General features: G+C 62.4%; 12 protein-coding genes, 1 tRNA gene and 1 CRISPR repeat array. Of the genes, 8 read left to right on the plus strand and 5 right to left on the minus strand.

Features of this window, described 5'->3' with window-relative positions:
- Positions 1–90: 90 nt before the first annotated feature.
- The 8 genes from D2E23_RS04395 (at position 91) to D2E23_RS04430 (ending at position 11,747) form a co-directional block, all read left to right on the plus strand.
- Positions 91–163 (plus strand) — tRNA-Arg (locus D2E23_RS04395).
- Between the two features lie 170 nt (positions 164–333).
- Entirely contained in the window at positions 334–1,335 is a 1,002-nt protein-coding gene (locus D2E23_RS04400) for an endonuclease/exonuclease/phosphatase family protein (protein WP_240541489.1), read from the plus strand.
- A 343-nt stretch (positions 1,336–1,678) separates the two neighbouring features.
- Positions 1,679–1,882: a hypothetical protein gene (locus tag D2E23_RS04405; RefSeq protein ID WP_093960032.1), complete on the plus strand. Its 204-nt coding sequence runs from the start codon at positions 1,679–1,681 to the stop codon at positions 1,880–1,882.
- Between the two features lie 101 nt (positions 1,883–1,983).
- On the plus strand, positions 1,984–3,291 hold the full coding sequence (gene purT, locus D2E23_RS04410) for a formate-dependent phosphoribosylglycinamide formyltransferase (RefSeq protein WP_126029768.1): 1,308 nt from the start codon (positions 1,984–1,986) through the stop codon (positions 3,289–3,291).
- Between the two features lie 254 nt (positions 3,292–3,545).
- Positions 3,546–4,295, plus strand: coding sequence for a phosphoribosylaminoimidazolesuccinocarboxamide synthase (gene purC, locus D2E23_RS04415; protein WP_093960030.1), 750 nt, complete (start codon positions 3,546–3,548; stop codon positions 4,293–4,295).
- Between the two features lie 153 nt (positions 4,296–4,448).
- Positions 4,449–8,171 (plus strand): phosphoribosylformylglycinamidine synthase, encoded by a 3,723-nt coding sequence (locus D2E23_RS04420; protein WP_126029769.1) that lies wholly within the window; start codon positions 4,449–4,451, stop codon positions 8,169–8,171.
- Positions 8,172–8,550: 379 nt separating this feature from the next.
- Positions 8,551–9,834: a serpin family protein gene (locus D2E23_RS04425; RefSeq protein WP_164520668.1), complete on the plus strand. Its 1,284-nt coding sequence runs from the start codon at positions 8,551–8,553 to the stop codon at positions 9,832–9,834.
- Between the two features lie 935 nt (positions 9,835–10,769).
- Positions 10,770–11,747 carry an aldo/keto reductase family protein gene (locus D2E23_RS04430; RefSeq protein WP_126029771.1) on the plus strand — a complete coding sequence of 326 codons (978 nt, stop codon included), beginning with the start codon at positions 10,770–10,772 and terminating at the stop codon, positions 11,745–11,747.
- Positions 11,748–12,083: 336 nt separating this feature from the next.
- Here D2E23_RS04430 and D2E23_RS04435 read toward each other — a convergent pair whose 3' ends face one another.
- From D2E23_RS04435 to cas1, 5 genes are all read right to left on the minus strand, one after another.
- Positions 12,084–13,328 (minus strand): pyridoxal phosphate-dependent aminotransferase, encoded by a 1,245-nt coding sequence (locus D2E23_RS04435; RefSeq protein ID WP_126029772.1) that lies wholly within the window; start codon positions 13,326–13,328, stop codon positions 12,084–12,086.
- Between the two features lie 276 nt (positions 13,329–13,604).
- Entirely contained in the window at positions 13,605–13,787 is a 183-nt protein-coding gene (locus D2E23_RS04440) for a hypothetical protein (protein WP_126029773.1), read from the minus strand.
- A gap of 29 nt (positions 13,788–13,816) precedes the next feature.
- Positions 13,817–15,457, minus strand: coding sequence for a Y-family DNA polymerase (locus D2E23_RS04445; protein ID WP_126029774.1), 1,641 nt, complete (start codon positions 15,455–15,457; stop codon positions 13,817–13,819).
- A gap of 65 nt (positions 15,458–15,522) precedes the next feature.
- Positions 15,523–15,814: direct repeats of the CRISPR family, unit length 36 nt; unit sequence GCTGGGAATTAGCATTCATCCCTCTTGATAGACTTG.
- A gap of 50 nt (positions 15,815–15,864) precedes the next feature.
- A complete protein-coding gene (cas2, locus tag D2E23_RS04450; RefSeq protein ID WP_126029775.1) occupies positions 15,865–16,197 on the minus strand; it encodes a CRISPR-associated endonuclease Cas2 in 333 nt (110 codons plus the stop codon).
- A complete protein-coding gene (gene cas1, locus D2E23_RS04455) occupies positions 16,194–17,099 on the minus strand; it encodes a type II CRISPR-associated endonuclease Cas1 (RefSeq protein WP_126029776.1) in 906 nt (301 codons plus the stop codon). Before cas1 ends, cas2 begins: the two co-directional genes overlap by 4 nt.
- Positions 17,100–17,103: the final 4 nt, after the last annotated feature.

Raw genomic sequence — 17,103 nt, forward strand, 5'->3', positions numbered from 1 at the left:
TGCGGGACATCGTCGCCACGAACGCGACGATCGGCGTCCCGCACGGGCATTTCGCGTTTTCGTGGACATGCGGTATGATGGAACGCCGTTGCCCGGGTAGCTCAGGGGATAGAGCACCGCTCTCCTAAAGCGGGTGTCGTGCGTTCGAATCGCATCTCGGGCACAGAGAAAAGAGCCGAAGATCATGGTCATGGTCTTCGGCTCTTTTTGCAAGGACTTTCGATACGACTACGGCCATGATCCTCAGACGAGGCTATAACGGTCGAATATCACCGATACATACGGCGGCCATAATCACGATCGATCAATCAGCAATCAAAGGACGGCGGATCAATGAACAAGGGCGCGATGGGCAGGATCGCTTGCACGGCGCTGGCCGTGATCCTCGCGGCGGCTACGGCGGTTGGCACTGCGGCCCGACTGCTGCCGCTCGGCATGTCGACCATGCCGTACGTGCCCAACATCGTCGCCGCCACGCCGTGGTTCGCGCTCACCGCCGCGCTAGCGCTGCTGTTCGCCGTGATCGGGCGCCGACGTCTGCTCATCGTGCTCATGGTGGCGTGCCTCGGCGCGCAGGCGTACTGGCAGGGGCCGTTCTTCTCCAGCGTGGTCGGGGCGAATTCGTCGGCGTCGGCGTCGTCGTCGGGGGCGAGCGCGACGACGCTGCGCGTGATGACGTGCAACGTGTACAAGGGGCGTGCCGATGCCGGTGAGATCGTGCGGCTCGTGCGCGACGAGCAGGTGAAGGTGCTCGCCCTGCAGGAGACCACCAAGGCGTTCGTGGAGGAGCTGGGCAAGGCCGGCATCGCCAACTATCTGCCGTATTCGAAGACCGCGTCCGCCGACGGCAAGTACGGCAACGGCGTATGGTCGGCCATGCCGTTGGCGAACCCGGTCAAGGACGAGGTCAATTCGAGCGCGTCGTTCATGCCGGCCGGCACCGTGAGCCTGTCCGATGGCAGGACGTTGCGGTTCGTGTCCGTGCACACCACCTCGCCGGTGAACGGCTACTGGAATCTGTGGAAGCGTAGCATCGACGAGATCGGCGCGCTGGATGCGCGATCCGGCAGCACATACGTGTTCATGGGCGATTTCAACGCCACGTACGATCATGCACCGTTCCGCGCCATGCTCGGCGACCGGTTCACCGATGCGGCCAGACAGTCCGGCCACGGGTTCACGTTCTCGTGGCCGAGCGACCGGCCGTATCTGCCGATGATGTTCTCCATCGACCACATCGTGCTCGACCGGGGGCTCGCCGCGTCGGATCTGAAGAACGTGAAGGTGTCCGGCACCGATCATGCGGCGCTGCTCGGCACGATCCGCGTGGGCTGAGCGTGGCCGATGCGATCACGCCTGAACGCAGCACGCGCCGCCCGTGGCATCCAGTTCGCTTGTGCCCCGTCCGTTAGTGTGATCACACCAGCAAACCGCCCCTGCCCTGCCCGCCATACTCCAGTGGCCAGTTCGTTAGTGTGATCACACTAGCAAACTGGCGGCGGCGAATGTGATGCGAATCACATGCAATATTCGCGGGCAAACGCGGGCATCGACTTTACAAGCGGCGCGGAGAGGATTACTACAGGAATTGCCGATTCCGGTGGGTGATTCCCGGCAGCATTGCCGGCCACGACTGCGGGGACCGACGTGATAATACCATGCAGTAAAAGGAGTTCTCATGGACGAGAAGACACTGGTTGAGAAGCTCAAGAACGTCGTTGTCGTGGACGATGTGCTCGCCGTGGCCAAGGAGGCCGGTCTGGACTGGACGTACGAGCAGGCCGACGAGGCTCTGGGCAAGATTAACGCCACCAAGAACGATATCGCCGAGCTGGGTGGCGACACTCTGGAGAAGGTGGCCAAGGAAGTCTTCGGCATCTGATTGTTCAATCATTACACTTGCACTTCGCCGACGGATGGTTCGTATGACCCCGTCGGCGTTGTCGTTTCGGCGTATTCGAGCGGTTATTGCACAATGGAGTCATGACCGATACGAATCCCGTTGCTGAATCCGTCTGTTCCACCAATCATTCCGATCACGTCCCTGATCGTCCCCTCGGTTCTCCGCTCGGCGACTCCGCCCCATGCACGTGCGCACTGCTGCTCGGCTCGGGCGAACTGGGCAAGGAGATCGCCATCGAACTCATGCGTCTCGGCGCACGTGTGATCGCCGCCGACTCGTACGCCGGCGCGCCCGCGCAGCAGGTGGCACACGAGGCCCGCGTGCTCGACATGGCCAACGCCGACGAGCTCAACGCGCTGATCGCCGACGTCAAACCGGACATCATCATCCCCGAGGTCGAGGCCATCGCCACCGCCGAACTCTCCCGCGCCGCCGCCGACGGCGTGCAGGTGGTGCCCAGCTGCCAGATCGCGCAGATCTGCATGGACCGCGAGCGCCTGCGTCGCCTGGCTGCCGAAACGCTGGAACTGCCCACCACCCCGTACCGGTTCGCCGGCACCGAGGAGGAGCTGGAGTCCGGAGCCGCCGAGGTCGGGTTCCCGTGCGTGGTCAAGCCGGTGATGAGCTCGTCCGGCCACGGCCAGTCCGTAATGCGCGGTCCCGACGACGTGGCCCACGCCTGGCAGGTGGCGCAGACCGAAGGCCGTACCGCCAAGGAGCATGCCGTCAGCCGCGTGGTGGTGGAGGCGTTCGCCCCGCTCGACTACGAGCTGACCGTGCTCACCGTGGCCTCCTCGAGCGGCATCGTGGCGTGCGCGCCGATCGGCCAGCGTCAGGAAGACGGCGACTACCGCGAATCCTGGCAGGGCTCCCCCATCCCTGACGACGTGCGCATCAAGGCCGACGACTACGCCGTGCGCATGGTCCGCGGCCTGGTCGACCTCGCCCGCGAGCACGGCGAGACCGGCTGGGGCGTGTACGGCGTGGAGCTGTTCGTGCTCGTCGACGGCAGCGTGCTGTTCAACGAGGTTTCCCCCCGTCCGCACGACACCGGCATGGTCACCATGATCTCCCAGAACCTCAGCGAGTTCGCGCTGCACGCCCGCGCCGTGCTCGGCGTGCCCGTCTCCGCGCGTTCGGTGGCGCTGCGCGACCCGTCCAAGGTCGCCGCCAGCCATGCGATCGTTGTGGCGGGCAAGGGCGAGGTGTCGTTCGGTTCGGTTGCCAAGGCGCTCGCCGAGCCCGACACGGATCTGCGCATCTTCGCCAAGCCGGGCGTGGACGGCCACCGACGCATGGCCGTGGCGCTCGCCGTGGCGGACACCGAGGCGGACGCGCGTGCCAAGGCAGGGCGGGTTGCGGACGCGCTGGACGTGACCGTGTTCTGACGTCGTGATCGCGTGGCGTCCAGACGCGGTGTTGCGCACGGCGTTGCGCACGATGTTGCGCACGGCGTTCTGACGCTCCGCGATCACATGGTGGGACCGGTGCCGCATGGTGGCGGCGCGGCACCGGAGACCCCCACGACGACCCCGTGTCGCCCCTGTGTTTTGTAGCCGCCGCTTGATACTGTGAGAACGATCATTCACCCCAAGTTTCCACTCCGATAACGCTGTGAGATACCGTTGTGAGAAAGGCAATGATGGAGAAACTGGAAAAGCTCTACGAGGGCAAGGCCAAGCAGCTGTACGCAACCGATGATCCCGAGGTGCTCTGGGTCGAGTACAAGAACACGGCCACGGCTGGCGATGGTGAGAAGAAGGAGGACTTCACCGGCAAGGGCCGTCTGAACAACCTCATCACCACCATCATCTTCGATCTGCTCAAGAACCGCGGCATCGACAGCCATCTCGTCAAGCGCGTGGACGACACCGCCCAGCTGGTGCGCAAGATGGACATGTTCCCGCTGGAGATCGTGCTGCGCAACACCGCGGCCGGCCACTTCTGCTCGCGCCTCGGCGTCGAGGAGGGCCTGCCGCTCAAGGAGCCGGTGCTCGAATACTTCCTCAAGAACGACGATCTGCACGATCCGTTCGTCAACGACGACGACCTGGTCGCCCTCGGCGTGTGCACCCGCGAGGATCTCGCCGAGATCGCCCCGCTCGCCCGCCGCATCAACGAGGCTCTGATCGACATCTTCGCCAAGATCGACGTCAAGCTCGTCGACTTCAAGATCGAGATGGGCCGCACCTCCGACGGCACGCTGCTGCTGGCCGACGAGATCACCCCCGATTCCTGCCGTCTGTGGGATCAGCGCGATCACTCCGGCAAGGTGGAGCACCTGGACAAGGATCTGTTCCGCCGCGGTCTGGGCTCGATCATCCCTGCCTATGAGGAGATCGAATCCCGTCTGGCCGAGCTGGCCAAGTCCGAAGGCATCGAGGTCAAGTAACCGTTAGTTGTGGCTCCCCTCCGGGAGGGGAGCTGTCAGCGTCAGCTGACTGAGGGGAGGTATCGCTTCATCGTGACGACCTCCCCTCAGTCGCCTGTGGCGACAGCTCCCCTCCCGGAGGGGAGCCACATGAATTGAGAAAGGAAAACCGCAGTGGTCTTTCGCATTTACGTGGAAAAGAAGCCCGGTTTCGACGTCGAGGCCCAGCAGCTGGGCAACGAACTGCGCACGATCCTCGGCATCGATGCGCTGACCGGCCTTCGCATCATCAACCGTTACGACGTGGAGGGCATCAGCGAGGAGCTGTTCGCCGAGGCCACGCCCGTCGTATTCAGCGAGCCGCAGGTGGACAACGTGTTCGCCGAGCTGCCCGATTTCGGTGACGCCAAGGTGTTCGCCACCGAGTTCCTGCCCGGCCAGTTCGACCAGCGTGCCGACTCCGCCAGCGAGTGCATCCAGCTGATCAGCCAGGGCGAGCGTCCGGACGTGCGCAGCGCCAAGGTGTACGTGCTCGAGGGCGCGCTCACCGACGCCGACGTCGCCACGATCAAGCACTACGTGATCAACCCGGTCGAGGCCCGCGAGGCCTCGCTCGCCACTCGCGACACCCTGAAGATGGATGTGGCCGTGCCCGGCAAGGTGGAGGTCATCGACGGCTTCCTCGATCTGGACGAGGCCGGTCTCGAGCAGTTCATCGCCGACCGCGGGCTGGCCATGGATCTGGCCGACATCAAGGTGTGCCAGGAGTACTTCGCCGGCGAAAAGCGCAACCCCACCATCACCGAAATCAAGGTGATCGACACGTACTGGTCGGATCACTGCCGTCACACGACGTTCGGCACGCAGCTGACGAACATCGAGATCGACGACGCCGTGGTCAAGGCTGCGTTCGACAAGTACATGGCCATCCGCCACGAGCTGGGACGCGACGCCAAGCCCGTGTGCCTCATGGACATGGGCACGATCGGCGCCAAGTACCTCAAGGCCAAGGGCGTGCTGAAGAACCTCGACGAGTCCGAGGAGATCAACGCCTGCACCGTGAAGGTGAAGGTGGACGTGAACGGCGAGGACCAGAACTGGCTGTTCCTGTTCAAGAACGAGACGCACAACCACCCCACGGAGATCGAGCCGTTTGGTGGCGCGGCCACCTGCATCGGCGGCTGCATCCGCGACCCCCTGTCGGGCCGCTCCTACGTGTACCAGGCCATGCGCGTGACCGGCGCCGCCGATCCGACCGTGCCGGTGTCCGAGACGCTTGAGGGCAAGCTGCCGCAGCGCAAGCTCGTGACCACCGCGGCCGCCGGCTACAGCTCCTACGGTAACCAGATCGGTCTGGCCACCGGTCAGGTCAACGAGCTCTACCACCCCGGCTACGTGGCCAAGCGCATGGAGATCGGCGCCGTAGTGGGTGCCACCCCGGCCGACCACGTGCGTCGCGAGACCCCGGCCCCCGGCGACAAGATCATCCTGCTCGGCGGCCGTACCGGCCGTGACGGCATCGGCGGCGCCACCGGTTCCTCCAAGCAGCTCGACATCGACTCCCTCGAGGAGTGCGGCGCCGAGGTGCAGAAGGGCAACGCCCCGATCGAGCGCAAGCTGCAGCGTCTGTTCCGCCGCGGCGACGCCTGCCGTCTGATCAAGCGCTGCAACGACTTCGGTGCGGGCGGCGTGTCCGTGGCCACCGGCGAGATCGCCGACGGTCTGACCATTGATCTCGACAAGGTCACCAAGAAGTACGAGGGTCTTGACGGCACCGAGCTGGCCATCTCCGAATCGCAGGAGCGCATGGCCGTGGACGTGGCCGCCGACGACGTGGACGAGTTCCTGGGCTACGCCCGCGAGGAGAACCTCGAGGCCACGGTCATCGCCACCGTCACCGAGGATCCGCGCATGGTCATGACGTGGAACGGCGACACCATCGTGAACCTGAGCCGTGCGTTCCTCAACTCCAACGGCGCCCCCAAGTACATGGACGCTCACGTGGAGCAGGGCGGCACCTACGCCACCCCGTGGAAGGGCGACACGCTCGCCGAGCGCATGCACGACCTGGTCACCGACATCAACGTGGCCTCCAACAAGGGTCTGTCCGAGCGCTTCGACTCCACGATCGGCGCGGCCACCGTGCTCATGCCGTTTGGCGGCAAGCGTCAGCTCACCCCGTCGCAGGCCATGGTCGCCAAGTTCCCTGTGTTCGGCGAGACCACCACCGCCTCCGCGATGGCCTGGGGCTTCAACCCGTACATCATGGAGAAGAACCAGTTCACCGGCGCGTACCTGTCGGTGGTGGAGTCCATCTCCAAGCTGGTGGCCGCCGGCTTCCGCCGCGAGGACGCCTACCTGACGTTCCAGGAGTACTTCGAGAAGCTGCGCGAGGATCCCAAGCGCTGGGGCAAGCCCATGGCCGCCGTGCTCGGCGCGCTCATGGCGCAGATCGACCTCGGTGTGGGCGCGATCGGCGGCAAGGACTCCATGTCCGGCAGCTTCGAGGACCTCGATGTGCCTCCGACCCTGGTGAGCTTCGCCGTGGCCGTCGGCCCGATGGACCGCGCCACCTCTCCCGAGTTCAAGAAGGCCGGCCATACGCTGGTGCGCATCGCGCCGCGCTACCAGGCCGACGGGCTCACCCCGGATCCGGAGAGCCTGATCGAGGTGCTGGCCGCGGTCGAGGGTCTGATCGAGGACGGTCAGGTCGTGTCCGTGTCCACTCCGGGCTATGGCTGCACCGCCGAGACCCTGTTCAAGGACACGCTGGGCAACCGCATCGGCGTGGCGCTCGACGACTCGATCGCCGTGGACGACCTGTTCACCCCGGCGTACGGCAGCTTCATCGTGGAGCTGGCCGACAACGGCAAGCTGCCCGCGGTGTCGAACCTCGTGTGCATGGGCAAGATCGGCGAGACCACTGAGGACTACGTGCTGCACGCCGCCGGCGAGGATCTTGATCTGGCCGTGCTGCAGGAGTCCTGGGAGCATGGCATGGAGGAGGTGTTCCCGTACCGTGGTCATGGCGACGCCGTCGAGGCCGTGAGCTTCAACGCGCCGAAGAAGACCGTGTACGTGGGCTCCCCGGTTGCCAAGCCGCACGTGGTCATCCCCGTGTTCCCCGGCAACAACTGCGAGTACGACACGGCCGCCGCCTTCGAGCGCGCGGGCGCCGAGGCCACCACGCTGATCGTGAACAACCTCACGCCGGCCGCCGTGGCCGAGTCCACCGCCGCGCTGGTCGAGGAGATCAGGCGCAGCCAGATCGTGATGATCCCCGGCGGCTTCTCCGGCGGCGATGAGCCCGACGGCTCCGCCAAGTTCATCACCGCGTTCTTCCGCGCCCCGGCCGTCACCGAGGCGGTGCGCGACCTGCTGAAGAACCGCGACGGTCTGATGCTGGGCATCTGCAACGGATTCCAGGCGCTCATCAAGCTGGGTCTGGTGCCGTATGGCGACATCGTGCCGATGACCGCCGAATGCCCGACGCTGACGTTCAACACGATCGGCCGCCACCAGAGCCGTCTGGTGCGCACCCGCGTGGCCTCCGACCTGTCCCCGTGGCTGGCCCGCACCAACGTGGGCGACGTGCACACCGTGGCCATCTCCCACGGCGAGGGTCGTTTCGTGGCCTCCGACGAGGTGCTGGCGCAGCTCAAGGCCAACGGCCAGATCGCCACGCAGTACGTGGACGAGAACGGCGTGCCGAGCATGGACCTGGATGTGAACCCGAACGGCTCGCTGCTCGCGGTGGAGGGCATCACCAGCCCCGATGGCCGCGTGTTCGGCAAGATGGGCCACTCGGAGCGCTCCGGCAACGGCCTCTACGTGAACGTGCCCGGCGACAAGTACCAGCCGCTCTTCGAAGCCGGCGTGGAGTACTTCGCCGCATAAGATTCGCGCGCGCTTCACCTAAATCCAGAGGGGGTGCGGAACCTGTCTCGGTTCCGCACCCCCTCTGTCGTCCCACCGTTCATCGCAAATCCGACGGAGATTTTGGCAGTCTGGCGTAGTCTGACCGAATCCAGCCGCGTTCAGCCGAACTTGGTAGCCCGAACGGGACAGCGTGCGTCCTCATACAGCGTCCGAAACGTCACGTTTCGACTACCAGGCCAACCACTACGTCGCGCTTCGACTACCAAATTCGGCTGGATGCGTCATCTGAGGACGTTCGAATGAGCGCCGGATACGAATGCTTCGGGTATCGTGGAAGATGCACGTGCCACTGCGGCTGCGTATGCGCAGCGTTGGCTTTCTGTTCGAGGAGGAATGGATGACGATGGACGACGAAGAGGAATTCGTGATCGGCAAAGAGACTCGGGCGGATGACGACTGGGACGATAACGAGAATGACGACTGGGACGATGAGGACAACGAGAACTGGAGCGACGACGAGGACGAGGACGTGATGCCTCCGCCGTTGGCTCCCGATTGCGTGACGGATGCAATCCGTGGATTCGCCCATGCCTCTGCTCCCGTATTCTTGGCCGGTGACGGCAACGTCAACTACTCGCCGACTTCGCTGTGGATGGCTCTGACTCTGGTTGCCACGGGCGCAACTGGTGAAACCCGACAGGAGCTGGAGACCGCGCTGCATTCCAAGGACGCGACCACGGACGATCTGAAAGACTTCCGCGGTGCGCTCAACGCCACCGGCATCCATCGGATCGCCGACTCGTTATGGGTTCGCGATGGAATCACTCCGCACCAAGAATGGCTTGCCGGCATTCGACGATGCGAGGCCGAAGTATTCGACCACGAGCTATTCGGCCAGACCACCAGTCGCCGCATGTCGGATTGGGTGGGCGAGCACACCAACGGCATGCTCAAACCGAACATCAACGTGGATCCGCTATCCGTGCTGGTGCTGCTGAATGCACTGGTTTCCGACGGTCGCTGGTACAGCACGTTCGACAGGAAGCTGACCCGGCCCGAACCATTTCATGGCACACACGGCGACGCGCCTACGCCCATGATGCACAAGACGTCAACCACCATCGGGTACGCGCATGGCGACGGATGGATCAAGGTCACACTTTCGTTCAGAGGCGGGCAAGGTGGCGTGAGCATCATCCTGCCCGACGAGTCCGTCGGCCTTGACCGGCTTCTGAACAATGCGCCATTGCTTAATAAGGCTTTTGATACGCCGGCAACAAGCAGTTGGCGACGGTTGGTGGACCTGATCATGCCGCGATTCGTCACCGGTTCCACATTCGATACCGCTGCATTACGGACATGTCTGAACGTCTTGGGCATCACACGCGCATTCGACCCCGACCGTGCGGACTTCTCCGCCATGGCCGACGAACCCCTGTACATCGGTCAGGCCATTCAGGAGACGCGCATGGAGGTCACCGAGGAAGGCGCCAAGGCCGCCGCATACACCATGTTCGCCATCCCCGCAGGCGGGCCGCCGCCGGAGCCGGACACGACGGTGACCGTGCGTGTGGATCGGCCCTTCATTTACGAGCTCCATGCCGATCTGCCCGGAGACAACGGCGCAACTCCTCTGTTTCTCGGGGTTCTCCGAGATCCGCCGGATACGTCCGAGCTCTAGACTCCCACGCCAAATCGTGGCGAGCCGTCTGTCGGTCTTGTTCGCGATGCGGCGCATGCGTCGGAACGTGGCAGGCCTCTGTAGCGGTCTCCTTCACGTATCCGCGTCTTAGATAGTGCGCCCACTGGTGTAGGGCAGCCCCGTGACGGGGGACAGAGAGACCGCAGGTTCCCGACCGAGGTTCCCCGCGGACCGGGTCATGATAATGACCTTGTCGCGTTGTCGCATTCGAAGTATCACCTGTCTCAGGCTCGAGGCTCGAGCAATCTCCGAGTTCTGTGCGGATTCCGGAGTGCCTCAGACATCAATTCCCGAGTTCTGTGCGTCATCGGGAGAATATGCGAAGTACAAGGTCTGAAATATCAAGGATCATACTCTGGATATGACGAATTTCGCGCACAGAACTCGAGGGTTGATGTTTGTGCCCTGCAGGAATCTGCACAGAACTCGGAATTAGGTCGACAAAACACCGGTACGGCCACCGAATCGCTCGTCCTGCTCGCCCAGCGTCGTCGATGAGTCCCGAAATACTCTGCGGGGACCGGCAATCTTCAAGTTCTGAAGTGATTTACGTCCCTTGCGGACACCTATCTCCAAGTTCTGAAGTTCCCCGAGCCCGAAAACGGAGTATGAACGTTGCAATTGCACCATTCATACCCGGAGGTTCCCCGTCAGGAACTTCAGAACTTTCGGATTGATGTCTGCAAGTCCCTTCAATCACATCAGAACTTGGAGATAGCCGAAATCATCTGCCGACTGCGGGGATCCGAGCCCTCACCTTCCGCATGGAGAGCTCCTGGCCAAACTTTCAGGCTAGGCTCGGTGCCGCACCAGATAAACCGGCTTCACAAGAATTTGCGTTCAAGTACGGTTGAAGGCCTACTCTGGGTATGTAACTGATTACAGAAGGTATTCCGCACAACCAAGGAGCATTCGTGAAGTATCGCAGCGTAGGAAAGTCCGGACTCAAGATCAGCGAGATCGCACTGGGCAGCTGGGTGACGCAGCTCAATGACTCCGCCGAGATCGACACGGCGCGCGACATCGTGCGCCTCGCCTACGATTCCGGCATCAACTTCTTCGATTGCGCCGACGCCTACTCGGGCGGCGACGCCGAGCGGTTCCTCGGCGAAACGCTCAAGCAGTACCCGCGCAAGGAGCTCGTCATCTCCAGCAAGGTGTACTTCCCCACCGGAGACGGCGTGAACGACCGCGGCCTGTCCCGCAAGCACATCTTCGAGAGCATCGACCAGACTCTGAAGAACATGCAGACCGACTACATCGACCTGTACTACTGCCACCGCTTCGACGAGACCACCGATCTGACCGAGACGCTGCGCGCGATGAGCGACCTTGTGGCGCAGGGCAAGGTGCTCTACTACGGCGTCTCCGAGGAGTGGGGCGGCGCGCGTCTTGAGGAGGCACAGCGCATCATCGACCGCTACAACCTGTATCCAATCACCGTGGTGCAGCCGCAGTACAACATGATCGACCGTTACATCGAGCACGAGATCATGGGCACGTGCCGCCGCCACGGCATCGGCATCACCACGTTCTCGCCGCTCGCGCAGGGTCTGCTCACCGGCAAGTACCGCAAGGGCCAGCCGCTGCCGGCCGGGTCGCGCGCCACGTGGCAGGCCGACCATCAGATCAACGATCTGCTCACCGACGAGAATCTGGACAAGGTGGAGCAGCTGCGCAAGGTGGCCGACGAGCTCGGCGTGAGCCTGGCGGTGCTGTCGCTGGCGTGGATTCTGCAGCATCCGGAGATCAGCTGCGTGATCGCCGGCGCCAGCAAGCCGAGTCAGCTGGAAAGCAACCTCAAGGCGTCCGGCCTGGTCATCCCCGACGATGCGATGGCCGAGATCGAAGGCATCCTCGGATTCCACCGCTTCGAGCGCCACGTGGGCTGACGCTGGCCTCGGCTGCCATCCAACGCTCTCAGTTACGTTCCGCCATCGATTCCATGCGGAACATAACCGTAATTACCATCTCGGTTACGTTCCGCTTCCGGCTCACAACGGAACGTAATCGAAGCGGCCTCTACGGTTACGTTCCGTTATCAACGCAAGACGGAACGTAACCAGTCGGTGGTCTGGCTATCAGCCGACCACCGATTACGGTCCTTGGTACAGAGCTCATTGCGACCTGACTGCGGATGGCGTTACGGATCAGAGCTCGGATCAGCCCGCATTGTGCCCCGAGAACCAGAACCGTCCAACCCCAGACCCAAACCGGATCGGAACCATCTACAGCGTGGCGGCGATGCGCCGCACGGCCTCGCGCAGTTCGGGCTCGGATTTGAGCAGGCTCAGACGGATGTAGTCGCGCCCGACCTTGCCGAAGCAGGTTCCGGGCAGCACGGCGACGGCGGCCTGGTCAAGCAGATGATCGGCTAGGCTCTCCCCCGTCCAGCTGCCCGGCACGCGCGCCCACACATAGATGCCGCCGGCGGAGTCGAACACGTCGAGACCCGCCACGCGCAGACCGTCGGCCACGATGCGCCGTCGGGCGGCATACCGCTGCGCCAACTCCGCCACGCACGACTGGTCGGATTCCAGCGCGACCACGCCGGCATCCTGAATGTTGCCGGTGATCATGGATCCCATCTGATAGTGGTACAGCTTGAGCCGCGCGACCACGGCCTCGTTGCCCGCCACGAATCCGGCGCGCCAGCCGGCCATCGCATACATCTTCGACAGCGAGCACACCTCCACGGCCACATCACACGCGCCCGGCACCTCGAGAATGCTGTGCTGCTGGGCGTCCGGCGCGTTCACGTCGCCATTCACGCCGACTCCCAGTCCGGAGTACGCGTAGTCGTGCACGATCACGAACCGGTGCTCGTGCGCCAGTTCGACCGCCCGGCGCAGGAACGACAGCGGCGCCTGCGCCCCGGTGGGATTGTTCGGATAGTTGAGCACGAGCATCTTGACCCGATCCCAGGTCTCCGCCGGCACCGCATCCAGATCGGGGAGAAAACCACGGTCGGCGAGCGCCGGCAGCAGCACTTCCTCGGCGCCGTGCATCACGGCCATGCAGTGGTACGACGGATAGTACGGGTCGACGAACGAGACCGCGTCGCCTCGGTCGATGAGGATCGCGTAGAGCCCGGCGAGACCGTCGACCGCACCTTCCACGGCGAACAGTTGGGTGGGCCAGTCGAGGTTGACATCGTGTACGCGACGGTACCAGTCAGCGGCGGCCTTGAGGAACGTGGGCTTGCCGTCGAACGGCGTGTAGCGCGCGTTGGCCGGATCATCGATGGCCTGTTTGGCGACGTCGCGGATGAATGTGACCGGATAGGCGTCGGGATTGCCCTTGGCGAGGTCGATCACATCAACGCCGCGTGCCACGGCCTGCGCGACCTTCTGGTCGGTGACGGCGAACACGTTGGGCGGTATGGATTCGGCGATCGGCGCGAACGGCACCGGGCATTGGGCTGACTGGCGCGACTGGCGTGTGGATTGCGATTCAGCTTCCGAATCGGACATTGCAGGTTCCTTCCTTTGCCGTCGACGACGAGTTCCATGGTTCCTGCCGAACCGCGCTTGAATATACCGATTTTGCGGCGATTCCGCATCGGCGTTGCTATAGAGCGAGATTATTGGCGGTGCAAAGCGGCCGGAGGCGTCTCTTTCCGACGCACTCTTTGGCACGGCTTCCGTAGAGTGCGTGATTCAGGAATATCGTTTCCCTTGAGATTGCAACGCTGCCGTTGTCCCGATTCGTCGCACTCAACGGTTCCCTTCCGGTTGTGTGCGACGGAATCAGTCATCCTGAGTTCGCACGCGCTCGGCTACGGCGGCGATGGCGTCGTCGTAGCCGGCGAGCGCGGCGAATGGCATGAACTGTGCGGCGCGGTTGCGCATAGGCATGTGCGGATGACGGGTCGATTGGTGGTGTGGCAGGTCGATGATGTCGTCGTAGCGGTGGGTTTCGTTCAATGCCATGGCTTGTCTCCTTCTATCTCTTTTACGTTTTACGCCGCGTGTCCGCCGATCTGACTGTTGCGCAGTCGGCCGGTGGCGCCTTCCTCGAGGTTCATGCCTTTGAGTACGGCGTTCTTGCCGAATTTGCGTTTGATGTCGATCAGGGATTGCTGGATGTCGTGTTCGCGGCGTTCGTCACCAGCTCGATCGGTGGCGTTCAATGGGGTCGTGTTCGGCGAGACCGCATTCGGACGTTTGACCGATCCGTCCATACGTTCCGCATCGTCCGACCCATTGGCCTCATGCAATTCTCCTGCATTCCCGTCATCCGAGAACAGGTCGGGCTGCTCGTATCGATGACCTTTGGGCATCGGCGTGCCGATCTCGTGCAGTCGTTCGACGACGACGGTGATGCGTCGCACGCTCAGCGCGGGGTCCACGATCCGGTCGTATATGCCGGTCATGGCGTCGAGGATTCGCCGCGTGGACGACGTGTAGTCGCCTAGGTCGACCGACCCGTGCACCGGTTTGGGAACCGTGCGTCCGTACCAGTCGGTTTCGGTCGGACCGGGACTTTTTGCCGGACCGTGACCGTCGGCCGTGCCGCGTACATTACTCGCATCGTATCCGATCGCCAGGGTCACGCGGTCGGTCTCCATCCGTTTGGACACCATCTCGAGCACGAGCAGGTCGGTCATCTCCTTGACCACGAGCCGCGCGTGCGCGTAGTCGTACGGCTGCTGCAGCACCTGCCCGGAGCTGATGCTCGTGTCGGCGGGCCTGTACGCCTTGATGTCGGCGATGGTGCACGGCTCCCACCCCCACGCGTGGTCGATGAGCAGTTCCGCGTTCACGCCGAACAGCCGGTAGAGCAGGTCCTCGTTGTAGTAGTCGGAGGCGCGACCGAGCGAGCAGCGCGCGATGTCGCCCATGGTGTTGAGGCCGTGCGCCTGCAGTTTTTTCGCGTATCCGCGGCCGATCCGCCAGAAGTCGGTGAGCGGCGTGTGACTCCACAGCAGTCTGCGGTATGAGTGTTCGTCGAGTTCGGCCACGCGCACGCCGTCGCGGTCGGCGGGCATGTGTTTGGCGACGATGTCCATGGCGACCTTGGCGAGGTACATGTTGGTGCCGATGCCCGCGGTGGCGGTGATGCCGGTCTGGGTGAGGATGTCGCGCACGATGGTGCGGGCCAGCGCGTGCGCGTTCATGCCGGCGGCGCGCAGATAGCGGGTGGCGTCGATGAAGACTTCGTCAATCGAATAAACGTGGATGTCCTCCTCCGCCGCGTATTTGAGATAGATCGCGTAGACGTTCGCACTGCATTCGAGATAGTGCGCCATGCGCGGCTTGGCGGCGATGTAGCCGGCGGCGAGGTTCGGGTTCGCAGCGAGCTCGTTCGCGTTTGTTGATTCGTCGATCAAACGTCGGCCGGGCGCGTGCAGACGACGGTCGGCGTTGACCTCGCGCATCTTCTGCACGACCTCAAACAGTCGCGCGCGGCCGGGCAGCCCATATGCCTTGAGCGACGGCGACACCGCCAGACAGATCGTCTTCTCGGTGCGCGACACGTCCGCCACCACCAGATTCGTGGTCAGCGGATCCAGTCCCCGCGCCACACACTCCACCGACGCATAGAACGACTTAAGATCGATCGCGATGTAGGTGCGCCCCGCATTCCGTTGCTCAAACATATGTTCGATTATATCGTTGGTTCTACTATCTGCTATCCTCATAGAAGCTTGAAGCAATGGCTGAAGCTGGGAATTAGCATTCATCCCTCTTGATAGACTTGGCTGTCTGTGCTGTCCGTGGGCCACACAGCTGGGAATTAGCATTCATCCCTCTTGATAGACTTGGTCGCAAACAAGGAACATGGGTATATATGCTGGGAATTAGCATTCATCCCTCTTGATAGACTTGCGTCGTGCGTTGATTCGTTCCCGGTTGCGCTGGGAATTAGCATTCATCCCTCTTGATAGACTTGGAAATCGGATGACCAACGCGTATGCCGCGCTGGGAATTAGCATTCATCCCTCTTGATAGACTTGATAGTCGATCAAGAGGGATTATTTTTCAAGGATTCTCGGGGTTTCTGCGTTCAGAAAAGCGTGAACACATCAGGGGTCTCTTCAGACTTGTCCTGTTGCATACCGGAAAACCGCAAGGCTGATGACCATTGATGGTCGCTGATATGCAGAATACGAATCATGCCCTTGGGCGGCATGTTCTCTTTAATGGCGCGAACCGTCGCTCGATTACCTGCCTGCGTCGGTGTGTAGCGCGCGTAGACGGAGAACTGCACCATGCAATATCCCATGTCGAGCAGCATGTTGCGGAAATCCGTTGCGATTTTTCGCTGCTGTTTGGTTTTTACCGGCAGATCGAACATGACCAAACACCACATACCACCACTGTCCTCATCCGTTTTCATAGCACACCTAAGTACTCGGGCACCAGCAGCCGATCAATCTTCTTTTCGCAGTACAGGCCGAATTGCTGAGCAAAGTCGTTCAGCGAGCTCGGTATAGTCAGTCCCGTGCCATTGAACTGCTGATTTACCGAATCGACCAAGTACTTTTTCACCGCCTTGTCTTCAAGGGAGTCAGCTGCCGAAAGTTGTGCAACTGAATGATCAATAGCTGGCCGATACACTTCCAACAGATCATCGGCCAAACAGAAGTAATTGCCTCGACCGTGATGGTTCACCCCAATTGATGGGATCAATCCTGCAGAAATGACCGATTTGATCGTGAACCCTCGCAATACCGTATATGCATAATCCAGCTGCGCATTCCGCCCGCTTCCTTTACCTGGAACACGCGAAAAGGAAACGTCCTGAGGAAATACGCACTTCCAATATTCTCGCGCGGCTTGTCCTTCGCAGTTCGACGGATCTCCCGACCGTACGGAAGCAGCAATTCCACGAATAGCGCCACCACCGTCAAGGCCCAAAGCATCCAGACAAGCCGCCTGCCCACGAATCTTCGCTTGCACGATGCGGGCCCAAGCGTTCTTCTTCCGGGGCAACGACATATCCACCTGCGCAAGCTGCCGTTGTGTGACCGTGGTCGGCAGATCGGTCCATGCATGAAGCGCGGCATCGGGAACACCACGCCAATCACACAGCATGACCGATACGCCGAACCGCGCCATCTCATGCAAGACGGCAGCCGAACAGGATACACGAAGGCCCAGCAGCACGACTGCGGTCTGAGCCAGTGGAATATCCACTGCATCGTCATCTCCATCTCGCCGCACCCGCATATTGCCGCGAACGTACGAGATTCTTCCTTCGAGATCGGTGCAGTCGATCACTCTCCACTGGCTCTGCATGATT

Origin of the sequence: Bifidobacterium callimiconis (genome assembly GCF_003952005.1) — a bacterium.
Classification (GTDB): Bacteria; Actinomycetota; Actinomycetes; order Actinomycetales; family Bifidobacteriaceae; genus Galliscardovia; species Galliscardovia callimiconis.

Coding starts and splice junctions, on each gene's coding strand:
- D2E23_RS04405 (WP_093960032.1), top strand. CDS start 1,679: ATGGACGAGAAGACACTGGTTGAGAAGCTCAAGAACGTCGTTGTCGTG.
- purC (WP_093960030.1), top strand. CDS start 3,546: ATGGAGAAACTGGAAAAGCTCTACGAGGGCAAGGCCAAGCAGCTGTAC.
- D2E23_RS04425 (WP_164520668.1), top strand. CDS start 8,551: ATGACGATGGACGACGAAGAGGAATTCGTGATCGGCAAAGAGACTCGG.
- purT (WP_126029768.1), top strand. CDS start 1,984: ATGACCGATACGAATCCCGTTGCTGAATCCGTCTGTTCCACCAATCAT.
- cas2 (WP_126029775.1), bottom strand. CDS start 16,197: ATGAAAACGGATGAGGACAGTGGTGGTATGTGGTGTTTGGTCATGTTC.
- cas1 (WP_126029776.1), bottom strand. CDS start 17,099: ATGCAGAGCCAGTGGAGAGTGATCGACTGCACCGATCTCGAAGGAAGA.
- D2E23_RS04440 (WP_126029773.1), bottom strand. CDS start 13,787: ATGGCATTGAACGAAACCCACCGCTACGACGACATCATCGACCTGCCA.
- D2E23_RS04445 (WP_126029774.1), bottom strand. CDS start 15,457: ATGTTTGAGCAACGGAATGCGGGGCGCACCTACATCGCGATCGATCTT.
- D2E23_RS04400 (WP_240541489.1), top strand. CDS start 334: ATGAACAAGGGCGCGATGGGCAGGATCGCTTGCACGGCGCTGGCCGTG.
- D2E23_RS04435 (WP_126029772.1), bottom strand. CDS start 13,328: ATGTCCGATTCGGAAGCTGAATCGCAATCCACACGCCAGTCGCGCCAG.